The 18,437-nt window shown below is 60.0% G+C and carries 17 protein-coding genes; 12 read left to right on the top strand and 5 right to left on the bottom strand.

Annotated features, from left to right (window positions below; genetic code table 11):
• Nucleotides 1-15: 15 nt before the first annotated feature.
• The 7 genes from GPM19_RS15295 (at nt 16) to GPM19_RS12115 (ending at nt 5,166) form a co-directional block, all read left to right on the top strand.
• Nucleotides 16-207 carry a hypothetical protein gene (locus GPM19_RS15295; RefSeq protein ID WP_202114825.1) on the top strand — a complete coding sequence of 64 codons (192 nt, stop codon included), beginning with the start codon at nt 16-18 and terminating at the stop codon, nt 205-207.
• Entirely contained in the window at nt 179-718 is a 540-nt protein-coding gene (locus GPM19_RS12140) for a phosphatase PAP2 family protein (protein ID WP_160419288.1), read from the top strand. The genes GPM19_RS15295 and GPM19_RS12140 overlap by 29 nt, the downstream gene beginning before the upstream one ends.
• Nucleotides 719-825: 107 nt before the next feature.
• Nucleotides 826-1,806 (top strand): phosphate/phosphite/phosphonate ABC transporter substrate-binding protein, encoded by a 981-nt coding sequence (gene phnD, locus GPM19_RS12135; RefSeq protein WP_160419287.1) that lies wholly within the window; start codon nt 826-828, stop codon nt 1,804-1,806.
• A gap of 12 nt (nt 1,807-1,818) precedes the next feature.
• Nucleotides 1,819-2,676 (top strand): phosphonate ABC transporter ATP-binding protein, encoded by an 858-nt coding sequence (gene phnC / locus GPM19_RS12130; RefSeq protein WP_160419286.1) that lies wholly within the window; start codon nt 1,819-1,821, stop codon nt 2,674-2,676.
• Complete coding sequence (phnE, locus tag GPM19_RS12125; RefSeq protein ID WP_160419285.1) at nt 2,673-3,512, top strand: phosphonate ABC transporter, permease protein PhnE; 840 nt, start codon at nt 2,673-2,675, stop codon at nt 3,510-3,512. The genes phnC and phnE (GPM19_RS12125) overlap by 4 nt, the downstream gene beginning before the upstream one ends.
• Before the next feature lie 30 nt (nt 3,513-3,542).
• Nucleotides 3,543-4,358 (top strand): phosphonate ABC transporter, permease protein PhnE, encoded by an 816-nt coding sequence (gene phnE, locus GPM19_RS12120; protein WP_160419284.1) that lies wholly within the window; start codon nt 3,543-3,545, stop codon nt 4,356-4,358.
• 25 nt (nt 4,359-4,383) lie between these two features.
• Entirely contained in the window at nt 4,384-5,166 is a 783-nt protein-coding gene (locus tag GPM19_RS12115; protein WP_160419283.1) for an HAD family hydrolase, read from the top strand.
• On the opposite strand, the gene GPM19_RS12110 is transcribed toward GPM19_RS12115, so the two are convergent.
• From GPM19_RS12110 to GPM19_RS12100, 3 genes are all read right to left on the bottom strand, one after another.
• Nucleotides 5,092-5,751: a transglycosylase SLT domain-containing protein gene (locus GPM19_RS12110; RefSeq protein WP_160419282.1), complete on the bottom strand. Its 660-nt coding sequence runs from the start codon at nt 5,749-5,751 to the stop codon at nt 5,092-5,094. The genes GPM19_RS12115 and GPM19_RS12110 overlap by 75 nt on opposite strands.
• A gap of 90 nt (nt 5,752-5,841) precedes the next feature.
• Nucleotides 5,842-7,212 (bottom strand): RNA-guided endonuclease IscB, encoded by a 1,371-nt coding sequence (iscB, locus tag GPM19_RS12105; protein WP_160419281.1) that lies wholly within the window; start codon nt 7,210-7,212, stop codon nt 5,842-5,844.
• Between the two features lie 342 nt (nt 7,213-7,554).
• Nucleotides 7,555-8,814, bottom strand: coding sequence for a DUF3422 domain-containing protein (locus tag GPM19_RS12100; protein ID WP_160419280.1), 1,260 nt, complete (start codon nt 8,812-8,814; stop codon nt 7,555-7,557).
• Nucleotides 8,815-9,045: 231 nt separating this feature from the next.
• On the opposite strand from GPM19_RS12100, the gene GPM19_RS12095 reads away from it, so the two are divergent.
• Complete coding sequence (locus tag GPM19_RS12095) at nt 9,046-11,526, top strand: NAD-dependent epimerase/dehydratase family protein (protein ID WP_160419279.1); 2,481 nt, start codon at nt 9,046-9,048, stop codon at nt 11,524-11,526.
• An 8-nt stretch (nt 11,527-11,534) separates the two neighbouring features.
• On the opposite strand, the gene GPM19_RS12090 is transcribed toward GPM19_RS12095, so the two are convergent.
• A complete protein-coding gene (locus GPM19_RS12090) occupies nt 11,535-12,953 on the bottom strand; it encodes an amidase (protein WP_160419278.1) in 1,419 nt (472 codons plus the stop codon).
• A gap of 218 nt (nt 12,954-13,171) precedes the next feature.
• The gene (locus tag GPM19_RS12085) at nt 13,172-13,315 is read right to left on the bottom strand and encodes a hypothetical protein (protein ID WP_160419277.1); all 144 of its coding nucleotides are present in this window, start codon (nt 13,313-13,315) and stop codon (nt 13,172-13,174) included.
• Between the two features lie 161 nt (nt 13,316-13,476).
• Here GPM19_RS12085 and GPM19_RS12080 point away from each other — a divergent pair, with 161 nt between their 5' ends.
• The 4 genes from GPM19_RS12080 (at nt 13,477) to GPM19_RS12065 (ending at nt 18,325) form a co-directional block, all read left to right on the top strand.
• The gene (locus tag GPM19_RS12080) at nt 13,477-14,142 is read left to right on the top strand and encodes an ABC transporter ATP-binding protein (RefSeq protein ID WP_160419276.1); all 666 of its coding nucleotides are present in this window, start codon (nt 13,477-13,479) and stop codon (nt 14,140-14,142) included.
• A complete protein-coding gene (locus tag GPM19_RS12075) occupies nt 14,139-16,661 on the top strand; it encodes an ABC transporter permease (RefSeq protein WP_160419275.1) in 2,523 nt (840 codons plus the stop codon). Before GPM19_RS12080 ends, GPM19_RS12075 begins: the two co-directional genes overlap by 4 nt.
• Nucleotides 16,662-16,684: 23 nt before the next feature.
• Nucleotides 16,685-17,875 carry a lipocalin-like domain-containing protein gene (locus GPM19_RS12070; protein ID WP_160419274.1) on the top strand — a complete coding sequence of 397 codons (1,191 nt, stop codon included), beginning with the start codon at nt 16,685-16,687 and terminating at the stop codon, nt 17,873-17,875.
• A gap of 138 nt (nt 17,876-18,013) precedes the next feature.
• Nucleotides 18,014-18,325 (top strand): hypothetical protein, encoded by a 312-nt coding sequence (locus tag GPM19_RS12065; protein ID WP_114485745.1) that lies wholly within the window; start codon nt 18,014-18,016, stop codon nt 18,323-18,325.
• The last annotated feature ends 112 nt before the right edge of the window (nt 18,326-18,437 follow it).

Below are 18,437 nucleotides of genomic sequence, written 5' to 3'. Positions count from 1 at the left end.
ACCGGTGAGAAACGTATGCGGATTTGTCTGGTCAGCGAAACCTGGTCGCCCGAGATCAATGGTGTTGCCCATACGCTGCGCCCGGACGTGATTTCTCTGGCCACCCAAGGCCCACTGAGCTGGGCCGATATTGCCGACCAGTTCCTGTCTTACCTTGACCATGCCCGGGAGGCTTATCATGCGACCCCGTACTCTTGCTCTGTTTGACCATCTTGATCTTCTCGAATGGCAATTCTGTCAGCGCATCACCCGGCTCAGCTTATACCGGCCCTGGCGTCTCACCTTGCAGGCCGCCAGTCGGTTGGGAGACTGGCCGGTGTGGGTGCTGCTGACCTTGGCGCAACCCTGGCTGCAAACCGACGGCAGCTGGCGTCTGGCTCAGTATGCCATCACCGCGCTGGTGGCGACGGCGCTGTACCGTTTGATCAAGACCCGGTTATGCCGCGAGCGCCCCTTCATTACCTATTGTGGCGGCATTCAATGCAGTGAACCTGCCCGGGACCGCTACAGCTTTCCCAGCGGCCACACCATGCACGCGGTGATGTTCAGCGTTCTGGTGGCCGCGCATACACCTTGGCTCTTGCCTGTGGTGATTCCGCTCGCCCTGCTGATTGCGTTTTCGCGTGTGGGTCTCGGCTTGCATTACGTAAGCGATGTGGTTGCCGGGGCGAGCATTGGCTGCGGCTTTGCCATCTTGAGCCTGTTCGTGGCGGGGTGAGCTTCCCCGCTTGTTCATCCGATTGTCACGCCCATGACTCGGCAACGTCACATCCCCACCTCAGGCTGACAGTCGTTAACCACGTTCCGCTTAACAGGTAAGCCGCCATGTCTTTCGATACTCTATCCCAGACCCTGCCCCGTACCCTGCTCGGCACTGCGATTGCCGCCACCTTGGCGTTCAGCGCCTTGCCGGCCAGTGCCGCCGATCTATCCTCACGCTTCATCGACAGCGACGGCGACATGGTCGCCGATACGCCCGCGGATGAGACCCAGTGGACCGACCCCGACACCCTGGTATTCGCGTATACCCCGGTGGAAGACCCGGCGGTGTACGCCGAGGTATGGGCCGGCTTTCTCGAACACATGGAAGCAGTCACCGGCAAGCGCGTGCAATTTTTCCCGGTGCAATCCAATGCCGCCCAGCTTGAAGCGATGCGTGCCGGGCGCCTGCATATCGCGGGCTTCAATACCGGAAGTGTACCGGTCGCCGTCAACTGCGCGGGTTTCGTTCCGTTCAGCATGATGGCCGCCGAGGATGGCAGCTTCGGTTATGAAATGGAGATCATCTCTTACCCCGGCAGCGGTATCCAATCAGTGGAAGACCTGGCTGGTCGCAACCTGGCCTTTACCTCGCCCACCTCCAATTCAGGCTTTCGCGCCCCTTCGGCGTTGCTACGATCGCAGTATGACCTGGAAGCCGACGAAGACTTCGAGACTGCCTTCTCCGGCTCCCACGACAATTCCATCCTCGGTGTGGTCAACGAGGATTACGACGCCGCCGCCATCGCCAACTCGGTGGCCGCTCGCATGCTCGCTCGCGACGTCATCAAAGAAGGCGACTATGAGGTCATCTACACCTCCGACACCTTCCCCACCACCGCCTACGGCCATGTGCATAACCTTCACCCGGAGCTTACAGAAAAAGTGCATGACGCTTTTTCCAGCTTTGATTGGGAAGGCAGCGCCCTGAAAGCGGAGTTCGCCAACTCCGGTGAAGCGCAGTTCGTTCCCATCACCTATCAGCGGAACTGGGAAGTGATTCGCACCATTGCCGAGGCTAACGGCGTCACCTACGACTGCGAGTAGGGAGGAAAGACCATGCTGACCCTATCCGGCGTCTGCAAACGCTACCCCACGGGCGACCGGGCATTGAGCGACATTGAACTCAGTCTGCCGCGTGGCCAGATCACCGCCTTGATCGGGCCTTCCGGGGCTGGAAAAAGTACGCTGATTCGCTGCATCAACCGCCTGGTGGAGCCCACTTCCGGCAGCATTCGCCTGGACGATACCGAGCTGACACGGTTATCCGGTCGGGAACTGCGCCGGGCACGTCGCGCCATGGCCATGATCTTTCAGGAGTACGCTCTGGTGGACCGTCTGAGCGTCATGGAGAACGTGCTTTCCGGGCGGCTCGGGCATGTGGGTTTCTGGCGTAGCTTTCTGCGCCGCTACCCTGCCAAGGATGTGACCGAAGCCTTCCGATTGTTGGAGCGTGTGGGGCTTTCGCATGCCCTGGACAAGCGTGCCGACGCCCTTTCCGGTGGCCAGCGCCAGCGCGTGGGCATCGCCCGCGCCCTGGTGCAAAGCCCTCAATTGCTGCTGATCGATGAGCCCACGGCAAGCCTCGACCCCAAGACGTCCCGCCAGATCATGCGATTGATCCGCGAACTCTGCGCCGAACGCCGGCTTGCCGCCATCATCAACATCCATGACGTGGCCTTGGCCCGCCAGTTTGCCGACCGTGTCGTCGGGTTGCGCGCGGGTCGGATCGTTTTCGACGGCAAACCCGATGAGCTCAGCGCCGAGATACTCACTACCATCTACGGCGAAGAGGATTGGGATACCCAGGCTGATCATGAGCGCGATGCGCCTTCCAAAAGCAAGACAAAATCCCACCCTACCTTGATGTCTCCAATCTCGGCGCTTGCCGCCTTGAGCCCCGGGAGCACGAGATGAACCGCGAACAACTGGCCGACCAGGCGTTCACTCGCGAGGCGCTTGCCAGCACAGGGCGCTGGCGACGCCTGCCGTTTATCGCCGACCCCAAAGTGCGCTGGGCAATGGGCATCGGTGCTGTCGTTTACCTCGCATTGGCGCTGGCCTCCATCGAGGTGAATTGGGAGCGGGTCGCCGAAGGCATGAGCCGCGCGCTCAATTTTCTGGGCGCCTTCACCCAGCCGGATTTCCTCAGCCGCCGGGACGATATCATCGATGGCATTCTCGAAAGCCTGACCATGACGTTAACCTCCACGGTGATCGGCGTGGCGCTGGCGATTCCCGTCGGGCTGGGGGCCGCGCGCAACATCGCGCCACTGCCAATCTATCTGGTGTGTCGCAGCATCATCACGGTATCGCGCACCTTCCAGGAAATCATCATCGCCATTCTGTTCGTGGTGATGTTCGGTTTCGGCCCATTGGCGGGGGTGATCACTCTGGCCTTCGCCACCATCGGTTTCATGGCCAAGCTGCTGGCCGAGGATATCGAGGATCTGGACTGGCGCCAGGTGGAAGCGATTCGCGCTACCGGGGCGAGCTGGTGGCAGACCATGAACCACGCCGTTCAGCCGCAGGTCATGGCGCGCCTGATTGGGCTATCCATGTACCGCCTGGACATCAACTTCCGTGAGTCGGCAGTGATCGGCATTGTCGGGGCCGGCGGTATCGGCGCCACGCTCAATACCTCGATGAGCCGCTACGAATACGATACGTCGGCGGCGATCCTGTTGATCATCATCGCAGTCGTTTTGCTGTGCGAGTACGGTTCCAGCCATGTCCGCCGCTGGACCCAGTAACTAGCCTGGCTGGTTTAAAGGAATCCGTTTATGCCCGTTTCCATATCTCCGCAAGGTCAGCCACGCTGGCGCCTGCGTACCTCGCGTGCCCAGTGGCTCGGCTACCTAGCCTGGCTGATCGGTGCCTGCCTGTTCTTGTTGTGTTGGAAGATGATTTCCGACAACACCATGTGGGTCTTCGTGGCGGATGCCGGGCGCCAGGGGGACGATCTGATCAGTCGTATGCTGCCTCCCGACTGGCACTATGCCCACCGTCTGTGGAAACCCATGTGGGACACCCTCAACATCGCCACCCTGGGTACGTTGCTGGGCATCGTCATGGCGTTTCCGGTGGCCTTTCTTGCTGCTCGCAACACCACGCCCCATCCGCTGGTACGCAGCCTGGCCCTGATGCTCATCGTTTCATCACGCTCGATCAATTCCCTGATCTGGGCCATGCTGCTGGTGACCATTCTCGGCCCGGGTGTTTTGGCAGGCATCATCGCCATCGCCCTGCGCTCCATCGGTTTCATCGGCAAGCTGCTGTATGAAGCCATCGAGGAAATTCACCCCACTCCGGTGGAAGCCATCAGTGCCACCGGCGCCGGGCGCCTGCAGGTGATGAGCTACGGCGTGCTGCCCCAGGTATTGCCCGCTTTCGCTGGCATCAGTGTGTACCGCTGGGATATCAATATTCGCGAATCCACGGTGCTGGGGCTGGTAGGCGCCGGTGGCATCGGTTTGCAGCTCAACGCCGCCATCAACAGCCTGGCCTGGAGCCAGGTCAGCATCATTTTTCTGATGATCTTTGCCACCGTGCTGGCCTCGGAGTGGATTTCCGCCCGGGTGCGTCACGCGATTATCTAACGCCAGGCTCTGGAGTGTTACCCCCATGCATTTTGCACTGTTCGACCTCGATGACACCCTGCTGAATGGCGATTGCAGCGCGCTATGGAATACCTGGATGGTCAAGCAAGGCTGGGTTGAAGACGTGGGTTATTTCCTTTCTTCAACACGCGCCATGCAAGTCGCTTACCATGCCGGCCGACTGAAACTTGAAGAGTACCTCGCCTTGACGCTCTCCCCGCTCACCGGACGCAGCCTCGAAGAGGTGCAGGAGGAAGTGGACCGGTTCGTCATCAGTGACGTGGTGCCGCTGGTGTTTCGTCAGGCGAGGGAGCGCATCGAAAGCCACCGTCAAGAAGGCGACGAACTACTGTTGATTTCCGCTTCGGCGCGCCATCTGGTCGAGCCGGTGGCCAGGCACTTGGGCATCGCCCACGTCATCGCGGTAGAACTTGCGATCAGCGAAGGCCGCTATACCGGAGTGACCTCGGGCCAACTTTCCTATCGAGGGGGTAAAGTCTCCCGGCTCAAGGCGTGGCTCGCCGAGCGGCGATTACATCCCCGCTCTCTCACCTTTTATTCCGATTCACGCAATGACCTGCCGCTGCTCAACCATGTCGACCGACCTGTGGCGGTCAACCCGGACCCCGTGCTGGCCGAGGTAGCCCGTGTCGAAGGCTGGCCTCACCTGAACTGGCGCGCCCCGCCTGCACACGCCGATACGGAAGAGCTGAACGCTTATACCGAACAAGGGTTATCGACGTTTTCCTCGGCAGAAAGGCCATACCTGATAGAAGCGACGGCATTGAAACTCGGCTTCGCAGGCTGACAGCTGGGCCTGATAACGCCCTGCGCGGCTGCTTACTTGGCGTGCGGCACGCATCACCTGGGGTTTGCTTCGGTACGACCCCCGACGATAACCACCCTGGCCTTCATGGTAGGCCAAGTAGAGATGCTCGGGATTGTTCAGGGAAACGCCGGTTTGTTGCTGGGTGCGGCGGTTATACCAGCCGATGAAATCCGTGGCATGCTTCATGTGCGTTCGCCGGGCAAAAAGCCCTCCCGCATCCGCCTCGTATTCCCCCCAGACGGGGTCCTGGGCCTGGGCGTAACCGCGTGCGGAAGAAGGCCGCCGCCAGGGAATGAACCCCAGCAGGCGACTTCGGGGCGGGCGTACATGGCTGCGAAACGAAGACTCCTGCTGAATGAAGGCCATCTGGGTGGCTATCGGCGTGCCCCATGCCTTTTGGGAATCCCGTGCATAGTCATACCAGCTAGGCTGTTCGCGGAAGATTTCACAGACATTGCTCTGGTCATCGGGAGGCGCAGGCGCCAGCATCGCACAGCCGGTAGAGACGACGGCAAGGCTTGCGATAGCCAGACACCGCAGCGTAGTTTTGATTGTTTTATTCATCGTTTTGCGCGGGAAACCCGGTTGCTTTAGCGCCGGGAGGGATAGCGCGTCGTGCGCAGCACGACTCGGGGTTCCCTGTCCGCGCCTCCTTTAGTGTTGAGTCGTGGGTATCTGGTGGTAGCCGTAGCCATCACCGCGTTGCAACAGAGTGCAGTAGGGCCAGGAGATGCCCTGTACCGCGCCCTGTTCGGTTTGAATATTGAAACTGCCAGTCTTGCGGATTGCCACGCGACCCGTATGCGTGCCGGCCTTCTTGCCGGTCGGGACAATTGCCCTGACCCTATCGCCGGTCTGAAAACCTTGTACTTGCTTCTGGCGCATCAGGTAGCCACGCGGAAAGCCGTACTTGTCGAGCCGGGTGCGCTTGTAGCTGCCGCGCCCCATGGCCTTGATGACCTGGGTGGGTACCCGCCAGCCTTTCAGGGTATCGAACTTGCCGACACAGGCCGCATCCAGCGCATGGGTTTTGGGAATACCCAGGCGCTGACGGTTGTACTTGGTGCGACCGCCGCTGCCCACGGCGACGGGTAGACCAGTGGACTTCATTGCACCGAACAGTGCCCAGCGGGTGGCATTAACAGCGGTGGCATCCCGCAGCGGTAATTTGAGCTGGCGCTGCACCCGAGCCAAGCGCATTTCCGCCGACAGGCCATTGGCTTTCAGGCGGCGCTTCAACCCCTTGTCGGTGGCAAAGAAGTCGGCAAGCGACTGATTATCCTTAGCGATATTGCAGTCGTGACAGGCGACGGTCAGGTTGCTCACCCGGCTAGAGCCGTTCCGAGATTTCGCTACCACATGCTCGATCTCCAGGGGCGTATCACCGGTACCGCAGTAGGCGCACTCTCTACCCCATTTTTCGAGCAGGTATTCACGCACCTCATAGCCCAGGAGCGTGCCTTGCTGGTACTCGACCCCGGAAATCTCCGGGTTTTCCATCTTCTGTAGATCGAAGCGCACCAATTCCATGTTCAGATGAGTCACCGGCGCCCAACGGCACAGCTTGTCCACCCAAGCCATGGTTGTATCGACCCGGTGTTGCAAGCTGGGCGGCAGCCAGCCCTTCTTGCGCGTCCGGTTGTCGAAGCGTGGCTTGCGATGGCGCAGGTTCTTGCTGCGACGCCGACGCCGAAAACCGGCACGTTGCTCCAAGGCTTGGCGAATCTGGAAGCCCCGATGCACCAACTGAAACAGGCAAAGCACATGGCGGGTTGCCGGTGCCTTTTCTTCCGTTGCGTTGTTTCCCAGCCGCATCAGCGCCAGCCCGGTTTCCTTGCTGCCCGGATCGGCAGCCAGCAGGGTTGGCTGCAAGGTGCAGTCACTCAGGCAGCGATCCCGCAACCGGATCACGAAAGGCGTCAGGTTCACCACCGCTGCCCGTCCGCGCTCCAGCAGCAACCGTGCGCGTTTTTCCGAACACGGCATCAACGGCTGCTTGTTCTTTCCCAATACGAAAACCGCCATGCGATCTCCTCCTAAACATTGCCCTTACGGGCCTAGTGACGCAGGTCTTCCAACCTGTCTCCCCTCGGGAATGTCTGCAACCGGCTCCTACCTTGTGGTAGCGATCAGAACCTTCGGCGCTTTACCTTTCACCAGCGTGATCCTGACCTTCCAGAGCGCCGAACTGAGCGAAGCATTCGGCGGTGGGTCTTGACGACCTATTGCAAACGTAGCGGGTTGGCTACCGCTTTCCCTGGTCAACCGGGCTTGTTGTCACAAGCCTCGTCCTTTAGGGCGAGGTAGTTGACCACTTGCTTGTTCCATTCTTGGATTTTCAGCTCTTGGACGTAAAAGCCATTTTTCTCAGTGATTCTTGACGCGCCAGATTCGCCAGGCGAGAAAACCGATGATCAGCAATCCCAGCGGCCCCAACACCATGGCGGCCAGCATGGGCTGGATGACCACACCCAAGGCACCCAGACTTTTCAAGCCCAGCTGGAAAAGGCTGAAAATGTAGTAACTGATAACGATGATCGAGAGCCCCTCGACCGCCTTTTGAATCTTGAGCTGACTGCTGGTGCGTTCATTGAGACTTTGCAGAATCGCCGAATTCTGCTCTTCGATTTCCACCTGAGCACGGGTTCTCAGCAGGTCGTTGAGACGCGCGACGCTTTCCGCCAAGCTTTCCTGACGCCGATTGATCGCCGCGCAATAATGCACGGTGGGACGGAAACGGCGCAAAATAAAGGTACCCAACGCAGGATGGCCGTCAAGACGCTTCTCGCGCAGCTCTTCAATGCGCGTGTTCACGAGCAACGCATAGGCCTCTGTGGCACTGAAGCGTTGCCGCGAACGGGCACCGGAACGCTCGAGCCGGTCGGAAAGCCTGAAAATAGCCGCCAGTAGCGGTTTGGGGCTGGTGTTGCCAGCGTCGGTATTGCGATCCGACAGCTCCCCCAGTTCCAGTTCGTAATCATGCAGCTCGACGCTCAGTTCCTTGGCCAAGGGCAAGGCAAGCGAGGCCATCATGCGATAGGTCTCGATCTCCAGCAGCCTTCGGGTCATGCGTCCCAATCGAAAGTCGTTGAGCCCGCGGTTCACCAGCAGTAAATGATTGACCCCTTCCGCTGACAGCCGGAAATCACTCCATACGGTAGCGTCGCCACCTCCCACCAGGGAACCGGCAGGGTCACGAAAGCCATAGGCCTTTGGCTTGCCTTCCCATTGCTCTTCCGCTTCCACCAGAATCAGGCTGGCGTTTATCAATTCCGCCTGATGCATCTGGGCAATATCAGCCAGCAGCGGCGGCGGCGCAGGCCATTGCGGCGAACCGGTCCGGCGAGGCCATTGCGGCGAACCGGTCCGGCGAGGCACCAGCAACGTCAGGGTGAAGAACTCGGTATGCCGCTCCCATTTGAGCGTATTGCCTTCGAATTCGATGATTTCCTGGGCTGCCTCGACGTCCAGCGGAGTGCCGGTCAACTCCCCCAAATGGGCAAGAATAGCGTCACCCACCGCCTGGCTGTCGAGAAAAGCATAGTGATGCAAATGGGCCGGTGCTGAAAAGCGAACCGGGGGCCGGGCGTGCAGTTCGTTATGCAAACGTTCGCGTTGTGGGTGCATGCTGCGAGCTCGAAAAATTGTTTGGAATCCGAGCTTACGGCTTGCCGCCATGCCAGCCAAGAGGCTTGCAGAAAACATATCCGCTTCATTGCTGCGCCCTGCCGCAACATTCACGTGTGCAACGCTTGAATAGGTGTTTGCCGGATCGCTGTTTTCCCGACTAGATTGAAGGTCAGTTTGTCATGTGGTGTGGGACGTCTTCTCGCCTTACGACAGAAAGGATCTCTACTCATGCAGGACAAGAGAAAAGCGAATCAACACAGGCCCATCGTTATCATCACCGGTGCCGCCGGCGGTATCGGAACCGCCCTGACCCATAGCTTGAAGCGTGACTACTGGATCATCGGGTTGGACATGAAAGAGGCAAAAGACGCGGACGAAAGCCATGAATTCGACCTTACCTCGGTGGATTCCATCAAGGAAGCCATGGACAAGATAGCCGACCGTCATGGCAGGGACATTGCCGCGGTCGTGCATCTGGCGGCCTACTTCGACTTTACCGGTGAAGAATCGCCTCTCTACGACAAGGTCAATGTGCAGGGCACCAGCAACCTCTTGACGGCTCTGCAGGACATGAATGTGGAGCGGTTCATCTACTCCAGCACCATGCTGGTCCACAAGCCTCAGATACCCGGCAGAAAGATCACCGAGCACACCCCTATCGCGCCTACCTGGGCCTACCCGAAATCGAAAGCCAAAACCGAAGCAGTGATACGCGAACAGGCGGGCGACATGCCCTACACCCTGCTGCGACTGGCCGGGATGTACGATGAAAACAACTGCGTTCCCACTTTATCGCATCAGATTGCGCGCATTTATGAAGACTCCTTTAAAAGTCACCTCTACTCAGGCAATACCGGCGCCGGCCAGGCATGTATCCACAAGGAAGACATGATCGATGCCTTCCGCCGCACCATCGACAAGCGTCACGACCTGCCCCGGGAGAACGAGATTCTCGTCGGTGAGCCGCATTGCGTGAGTTACGAGGCGTTGCAGAACCGGATTGGCGAGTTGATTCACGGCAAGGAACACTGGAAGACCATTTCGATGCCCAAGCCGCTCGCCAAGACCGGCGCCTTGCTCGAGGAAAAAAGCGAGCCCTTGATACCCGATGATTTCGACAAGGGCGAGAAGCCGTTCATTCGGCCCTTCATGATCGATATGGCCGACGACCACTACGAGCTGAATATCAATCGGGCGCGCAAGCAGCTTGGCTGGGAGCCGCGCCATGAGTTATTCGACAAACTCGAGGATATCGTCGCCAACCTGTTGAAGGACCCGCGTGGCTGGTACAAGGCCAACGGCATCACGCCACCGGACTGGATGGAGGAAGCCAGCGAAAAGGGCCGCAACGCCGAAACCGTACTCGAACAGTATCAGCAACAGTACCAACGCGAGCATTTCCGCACGCTCTGGGCGCATTTTTTCAATGTGGGGCTGGGTGCCTGGCTGATTACCTCGCCTTCGATACTCGGCTACACCAGCAGCGCCATGAGCTTCAGCGACATGGCCGCAGGGCTTTTACTGGTGGTGTTCGGCTGCATTTCACTTTCATGGCGTAACAGCTGGGCTCGCTGGGTATGCGCGGCGGTGGGGATATGGCTGCTGTTCGCGCCGCTACTTTTCTGGACCGAAAGCGCGGCGGCTTATCTCAACGGCACCGTGACCGGGATGCTGGCGATCGGCTTTTCCGCCGTGGTGCGGCCCTCCCCTGGCATCTCACCGGCGGCGGCCACCACAGGGCCTACCATGCCACCCGGCTTCAACAACAACCCTTCCAGCTGGTTTCAGCGCATGCCGATCATCTTGCTGGCCTTGGTGGGGTTCTTCATCTCGCGTTACCTGGCGGCTTATCAGCTGGGGCATATCGACGCCGTCTGGGACCCGTTCTTTGCCGGCACCAGGGAAGGGCTCAACGGAACCGAAGACATCATTACCTCTTCGGCTTCAAAGGCCTGGCCGATTCCCGATGCTGGCCTGGGCGGCATCGTCTACATGCTGGAAATACTGATCGGGCTCATCGGTACCAGCCAGCGTTGGCGCACCATGCCCTGGGTCGTTGCCTCATTCGGTGTCTTGATCGTGCCCTTAGGTGTGGTCTCGGTGACCTTCATCATTATTCAGCCGATACTCATCGGTACCTGGTGCACCTTATGCCTGATTCAGGCGGGGGCGATGCTGTTGCAGATCGCCTATGCCTTCAATGAGTTCGTGGCTACCGGTGAATTTCTCAAGCGGCGTTATCGTGCCGGGGCGCCGATGCTCAAGATATTCTTTACCGGTGATACCGACGAAGGAGAGCGCGAACCCATGCAAGACGACTTTCACCGCAGCCCACAGGCTATCGCTCGGGATGCCCTGCAAACCGGGGTCACCCTGCCCTGGAACCTGGGGCTAGCCATTGCGATCGGTATCTGGCTGATGTTTACCCGGCTGACCTTCGGCAATGAAGGCAGCTTGGCCAACTGGGATCACTTGCTTGGGGCGCTGATCATTACCGTATCGATCATCGCCTTGGCGGAGTCGGCGCGCCCGGTACGTTGGGTGTTGATTGTGTTAGGTGCCATGCTGTGCCTGGTGCCCTTTCTGCATGACGCCGACACCGCGGCATTGATCAACAGCCTTGTCTGCGGGGTTGCGGTCATTGCGCTGAGCGTGCGTCGTGGGCCGATCCATGGCCGCTATGGCAGCTGGAGCAGGCTATTGGTATAGCCGTCCACTCAGCCTGACTGGTAGGGGTCGGGCACCGTGGGAAAACGTGCCGGATAGGCTTGCATGAACGCATGGCAGGCACGCAGGATGCGCACGTCGTCATGCTTGCCTCCGGCCAGCTGAAAGCCCACCGGAAGGCCGGTATCGGTGAAACCGCAAGGCACCGATGCCGCCGGTTGCTGGCTCAAATTGAAAGGATAGGAAAAAGGCGCCCACTCTTCCCAGCCCTGCATGCCACTGCCGGGCGGCACGTTATGATTGATCTCGAAAGGCTCGATCGCCACGGACGGCGTCATCAGAAGGTGATATTTCTGGTTGAAATGCTCGAGCTGCTCGGTCAACCGCGCCCGGGCGCGCAAGGCGCGAAACAGATCCACTGCGCCCCACTCCTGGGCTCGTTTTGCATCGGTGACCATGCCGGGGTCAAGCTGTTGGCGCGCCTTTTCGTCAAGCTCCTCCCATACGGCAAGTGAAGCGGTATACCAAAGCTTGCGGAAGGTCTCCAAGGGTGATGCCTCGAAATCGGGGTTGATCTCCACCACCTCGGCCCCGAGTGCCGCCAGTTTGTCGGCAGCCTCGCGGACGCGGGCGGCAACTTGCTTGTCCACCTGGGCGTAACCCAGGGTCGGCGAATAGGCGATACGCAGGCCACGCAGCCCCATGCCGACCTCTTCGCCCCAATCGTCGGGCTGCCCGCGTATCGCATAAGGGTCGCGGTAGTCGTAACGCCCGATCACATTGAGCATGCTTACCGCATCATCCACGGTGCGGGTCAAAGGGCCGATGTGCGAGAGGGTGGGCTCCTTGGCCGGCGGCCATTGCGGCGTCCAGCCATAGGTGGGCTTGAACCCGAATACCCCGGTAAAAGCGGCGGGAATTCGAATTGAGCCGCCCGAATCGCCCCCTTGATGCAGCACCCCCATATTGAGAGCCGCCGCCACGGCCGCCCCGCCGGAAGAGCCGCCTGCCGTCAACGCCGTATTCCAGGGATTGGCCGTGGCACCGAAGACCCGGTTGTCGGTCACCCCTTTCCAGCCGAATTCCGGGGTATTGGTCTTGCCCAGAATCACCGCCCCCGCTTCCCGCAACATCCTGGCGGGTGGTGCATCCCGTTCGCAGGGCGTGTCTGGCACGGTCAGTGACCCTTGGCGCGCCGGCATGCCGGCGACTTCGGTCAAATCCTTGAGCGATACCGGCACCCCATCGATAGGGCTCAGTGGCCGCCCTTGACCCCAGCGCCGGGCCGAGGCATGGGCGGCGGCCTCCGCGCCTTCATGGTCGACATGCACATAGGCATTGACCTTGGCGTTGTAGCGGTCGATACGCTCAAGTGCCGCCCGAGCGGCTTCGAGCGGAGAAGCCTCGCGGGCCTCAAAAAGCTCACGCAGGCGTGAAGCATTCATCATTCCCAGGTCGCTATCGCTCACATGACCTCCCTTCGTTCAATGAGACTGGCTGACACCTTGGTGAAACTTCAGGTTAGGCCAAACTCGCCCCGCTTCGCAAAAAGCGGAGGATGCCATGAGCGAGCAAGGTAATAGCGAGGTGGCACTGCACCAACATATCGTTGATTTCCCTGACAACTACCATCCAAAAAAACGGCCGGCAAAGTGCCGGCCGCTGATATTTCTCTTAATAAACCACTTTACTGGTTTTCGCACTTGCCTTGTCGGCCGTCGAAGTGGTGCTCTATGGCATCATGGGCTTCGCGCTGTATCCGTGCCTGGTTGGCCCAAACTTTCAATACATACGTATCGTGCGAATGGTATTGCAGTGGTGAATACGTCATGAAATGGCTCCTGATGAAACATACATAACCACCATAGGTGCATTATTGCTGCAAAGCAGCATAATTTTAATGAGGAAAAGCATATTTGCTAGCTTTCCCAACATAACTTATTGTTTTTAATTACAAACAAATAGCTGAAAATTATTTCCAAGGCGGGATCCATGTTGAAATTTCATCAAGTACATAAAGCCTATACCACGCCACAGGGGCCACTTAGGGTACTGGACGGCGTGGATATGGACTTGGAGAAGGGCCAAAGCCTGGCGCTGATGGGTGAGTCAGGCAGCGGCAAGTCGACATTGCTGCACCTCGCCGCCGGGCTGGACTTGCCGGATGCAGGAAAGATCACTTTCCAGGGAATATCCATCGCAACGCTGGATGAGCCGGGCCGCGCCCGCTTGCGCCGTCAGTCACTGGGCCTGGTATTCCAGCAGTTCCACCTGGTTCCGAGCTTGAATGCCTCGGACAATCTGCGTCTTCAGGCACGCCTGGCCGGTCGCGAGAACCCCTCCTGGACGCGCCATCTCGTCGAGCGACTGGGGCTGACCGGGCTTGAACGGCGTTATCCGGAACAGCTTTCCGGCGGCCAGCAGCAGCGTCTGGCGATCGGCCGCGCCCTGGCGCCACGCCCTGCGCTGTTGCTGGCCGACGAGCCCACCGGCAACCTGGATGAAACCAGCGCCAAAGACGTGCTGACGCTGATGCTCGAACTGGTGCAGGAAAGCGGCAGCGCCCTGCTTCTGGTCACTCATAGTCCCCAGGTCGCCGCCCCGCTGGATCGTTGCCTGAAGCTCACTCGAGGCCATCTGGCGGAGCCTACCGCATGATAGTCACTGCAATGAGAACGCTGCTTTCACATTATCGGCGACATCCCGGCCAGTTGCTGATGCTGTTGCTGGGGTTGTGGGTGGCAAGCGCGCTATGGAGCGGCGTTCAGGCGATCAATGCATCGGCCCGCGATAGTTATGCGCGTGCGGAATCGTTATTCACCCAAAACCTGGACAGCCTGACCCGCCGTGACGGCGCGCCGTTGAGCCGGGAGACTTACATCGAGCTGCGTCGCAGCGGACTAGAGGTCTCGCCGCTGCTGGAAGGCGAAGTCGAAAGTGCCGAGGGTGTGCGACTCAACATTCTGGGTATCGACCCCTTGACTCTGCCCGACGATAGCGGCTTTGCCAGCGCCGGAAGCGGGGAAGCGCTGGTCGCTTTCATGACGCCGCCCTATCAGACCCGACTGGCACCGGACACCTTGAAAGCGTTAGGACTGGCTCGGCAAGACGCAGCCAATGCGCGTCCGCAGCTGGAAAACGGCCGCCGATTGCCGCCGCTGGTCCTCACGCCCAACCTGCCACCCGACACCCTACTGATGGATATCGCCGCGGCGTCCAGGCTGCTTGAGACCCAGGGTACCTTTACTCGGCTAGTGGCTAGGCCGGGGGAGATCAGCGATGTGCCCGAAGCACTGCTATTGACCCCTGCCGCCACCCTGGTATCGCCGGGGCAACTCACCGAAAGCTTTCACCTCAACCTGACCGCCTTGGCGCTGCTGGCCCTGGTGGTGGGGCTGTTCATCGTTCAGGCCGCGCTGGGCCTGGCGCTGGAACAACGTCTGGGCATGCTGCGCACCTTGCGTGCCTTGGGGGTTCCGGGTCGCACGCTGGTGGGCCTTCTGGCGTTGGAGCTATTACTATTAGGCGGCGCCGGTGCCCTATTGGGCATCGTCAGCGGTGTGTGGCTGGCGCAGGCGCTGCTGCCCGATGTCGCGGCGACCCTGGGCAGTCTGTACGGGGCCGGGGTCGCTGCGGAACTGAGCCTGCCCTGGCACTACTGGCTGGGTGGGCTGGGCGTGACCTTGGGCGGGTTGTTTATCGCAGGAACAGGGGTGCTCTGGCGAGCAGGGCGGCTCAGTGTGCTCGGTTTGGGGCAGGCCCAGGCGTGGCGGGCGGGGTTTCATCGACAGCTGCGCACAATGAGTATCGCCGGCGCGCTGGGCGGTTTGATGGCACTGGGATTATGGCTGTGGCTCACTCGCCTGCCTGCCGGTGAAGGCTTGCTGGCAGGCTTCGGTCTGGTCACCATGCTGCTTCTCGCCAGCGCCCTATGCTTGCCGCCATTGCTGGCCTTGATGCTGGCAGGCCTCGCCCGGCTGGCTAAAAAGAGACCGCTTGCCCAATGGGCGTTGGCGGACCTGCAGCTGCAATTACCACGCCTGGCGCTGGCGATGATGGCATTGCTGATCGCGCTTTCCGCCAACCTGGGGGTCAGCAGCATGGTCGGGGGATTTCGTCTGACGTTTCTCGACTGGCTGGACCAACGCCTGGCGGCGGAACTGTACCTGCAACCGGCGCCTGAGTATTTCGAGGAAATCAACGATTGGCTGCTGGCGCGTCCCGAAGTCGCCGAGACGTTACCCACCAGCAGTGCCGAGGCCACTCTGCTCGAGGCCTTACCCGCCAACGGCTCGGCGCGGACTCTCACGCTTGCGGTGAGTGTTTTCGGCATTACGCCCGGCGAACGGCTAAGAGCGCATTGGCCGCTACTGAATACCCTGGTCGGACGTGACGCCGCCTGGGCCGCTATCACCGCCGGCCAAGCGTTGATCAACGAACAGCTGGCCATCGCCCAAGGCATCGCGCCGGGAGACCGGCTCAAGCTGAGTTCGCCGACCGGGCCTCAAACGCTTCAGGTGGTAGGCGTCTATCCGGATTACGGCAACCCCCGTGGCGAGGTAGCCTTGGCGACATCGCAGCTAACCAAGCGTTTTGCAGCTCCGCCAAGTTCCTTGGGTATTGTGCTGCACGCAGGCGCCAATACAATCAGCGTGCAAAATGCGCTTGTCGAGCACTTCGGGCGCCGGGAAGCAGCCACCGGCGTGGAAACCCTGACCGACCAACAAGAGGTCAAACGGATCGCCACGGACATCTTCGAGCGTACTTTCAGCATTACCCGGGCGCTGAATGCCCTCACCCTGGGCGTTGCCGCCTTGGCACTCTTGGCGACACTGCTGGCCCAGTCCCGGGAACGGCGCCGACAACTGGCCCCATTGTGGGCGCTGGGCGTGACGCGTTCGCGATTGGCAGGTCTCCAGTTATCCCAGCTGTGCGGGGCCGCCTTGGTAACGGCCTTGCTGGCCGTGCCGTTGGGTATCGCGCTGACCGCCTGTCTGGTCTCGGTGATCAATGTCGCGGCCTTCGGTTGGCGCCTGCCCTTGCATCTGTTTCCCGGGGAAATATTGCTGACGGTAGGCGTCGCGGTGGGCGTGGCGGCATTGGCAGCGCTGCTGCCTGTCTTGAGCCTATGGCGAACCCCACCCCGAGAACTGCTCAGCCAGTTCGAAGCCACCTGAGGTGATTCCATGAGGCGATACCCATGAACCCAGCCAACCGTCACCCTCGCCGCCTACTTCTCTGGTTAGGGCTGGGCAGCGTTGCGCTACTGCTGGGACTTACGCTATGGCTCTTCGAAGCCGAAAAGCCAACAGATTCACCCCCCAGCCAGGGGTTTGCCGGCCTGGGCGCAGACACCCAAGGTTATGAGCAAGCCAACCCCGGCGTAACGCTTTCCTTTCCCGAGGATCACGCGGCGCATCCCGACAGCCGCATCGAATGGTGGTACCTGACCGCCAATCTGCAAGACGCGAGCGGTACGCCGCTAGGCATTCAGTGGACACTTTTTCGCCAGGCACTGCTGCCCCCCGAAAAGCGCCCGGACGACCCCGGCCCCTGGGCCACCGATCAGCTGTGGATGGCCCATGCCGCCCTTTCTCAAGGCCAAGAGCATCGTGTCGCCGAGCGTTTCGCGCGGGGCAATAGCGCGGCACTTAAGCAAGGTCAGGCCGGTGCTCAAGCGATCCCCTTTCGCGTCTGGATGGATGATTGGCAGCTGGCAAGTTTGGTAGAAGCCTCCGAGGAGAATACCTTCGAGCGTCTGGAAGTCAGTGCCCAAGAAAGCACCCCCGAGGGCAGTTTCAGTTACCGGCTTCAGTTGACCGCTGAAGGCCCGCTGGTGCTTCACGGCGAGGAAGGCTTCAGTCGCAAGGCCGCCGATGGCCAAGGGTCTATGTACTACAGCCAGCCGTTCTGGCGTGTCGAAGGCGAAGTAACCTTGGACGGCACCACCCGAGCAGTGAGCGGGCAGGGCTGGCTCGACCGGGAATGGAGCAGCCAGTTACTCAGCCCCCAACAACGTGGCTGGGACTGGTTTTCCCTGCATCTGGAAGATGGCCACAAGCTGATGGCCTTTCAGCTACGCGGCGGCGGGGAAGACGGCGGGGATTATCGCGCCGGCACCTGGATCACCCCCGAAGGGACCTCCACGGCGCTCTCTTCCAGTGAACTTGTGATGGAGCCGCTGGTCAGCAGTAGAGTGGCTGGGCGTGATGTGCCCACCCAGTGGCGCCTTCAGGTGTCGGGGCGTGGGCTTGACCTGGCCATCAAAGCCCCCTTTACTGATCGCTGGATGGCCACCTCGGTGCCTTACTGGGAGGGCGAGGTAAATGTTACCGATTACGCAAGCGATGAGGTGTTGGGCGTAGGTTATCTGGAAATGACCGGGTATTGAGCAAGAAAGCGCGCCAAATGGACGCGAAAAGCCATCCCGGTTGTTGAAAGGTTGTTGTATAGTGGCAAAGCAGGACATTCAATTACGGAGCCAAAACCACGATCGATCATTCTTTCCAAGCAAGCACAGGAGGTTCTCATGAAGGTATATAAGCCTGAATGGCAGTGCACGTTTAGCGTAAACGAAGGCGCGGAAGAATCAGCCAGCTGGAAAGAGCGTATCGCCTGGCGCCTGCGGGAATTCGCAGACAAGCTGGACAGTGGCGGAAGAACGATCAAGATTGACTGTAATGTAAGCCCCTATGTGAGCCGCCAGGAAGTCGATACCTGCCTGGGTAAAGGGTTCGAAGTCACCCAGGGGCTGCTCACGCAACTTGCTCATCAAGCTGCCTGCGAAGATGTCATGCGTCATGCAAAAGCAGACCTTTTCGAGGAAGACTACCAGCATTGAGGAGTTGGGATTATCAGTGTTGGAGCCGTCAGTGGTGAAGCAGTAAGTAACACGTTCTTGGATAGACCGCCGTTCAATCGTCACTACACCCCATTCAGACTTTACTGAATGG

Source organism: Vreelandella zhuhanensis (genome assembly GCF_009793355.1).
In the GTDB taxonomy this organism is placed as follows: domain Bacteria; phylum Pseudomonadota; class Gammaproteobacteria; order Pseudomonadales; family Halomonadaceae; genus Vreelandella; species Vreelandella zhuhanensis.
This window is presented reverse-complemented; position numbering and strand designations above follow the sequence as displayed.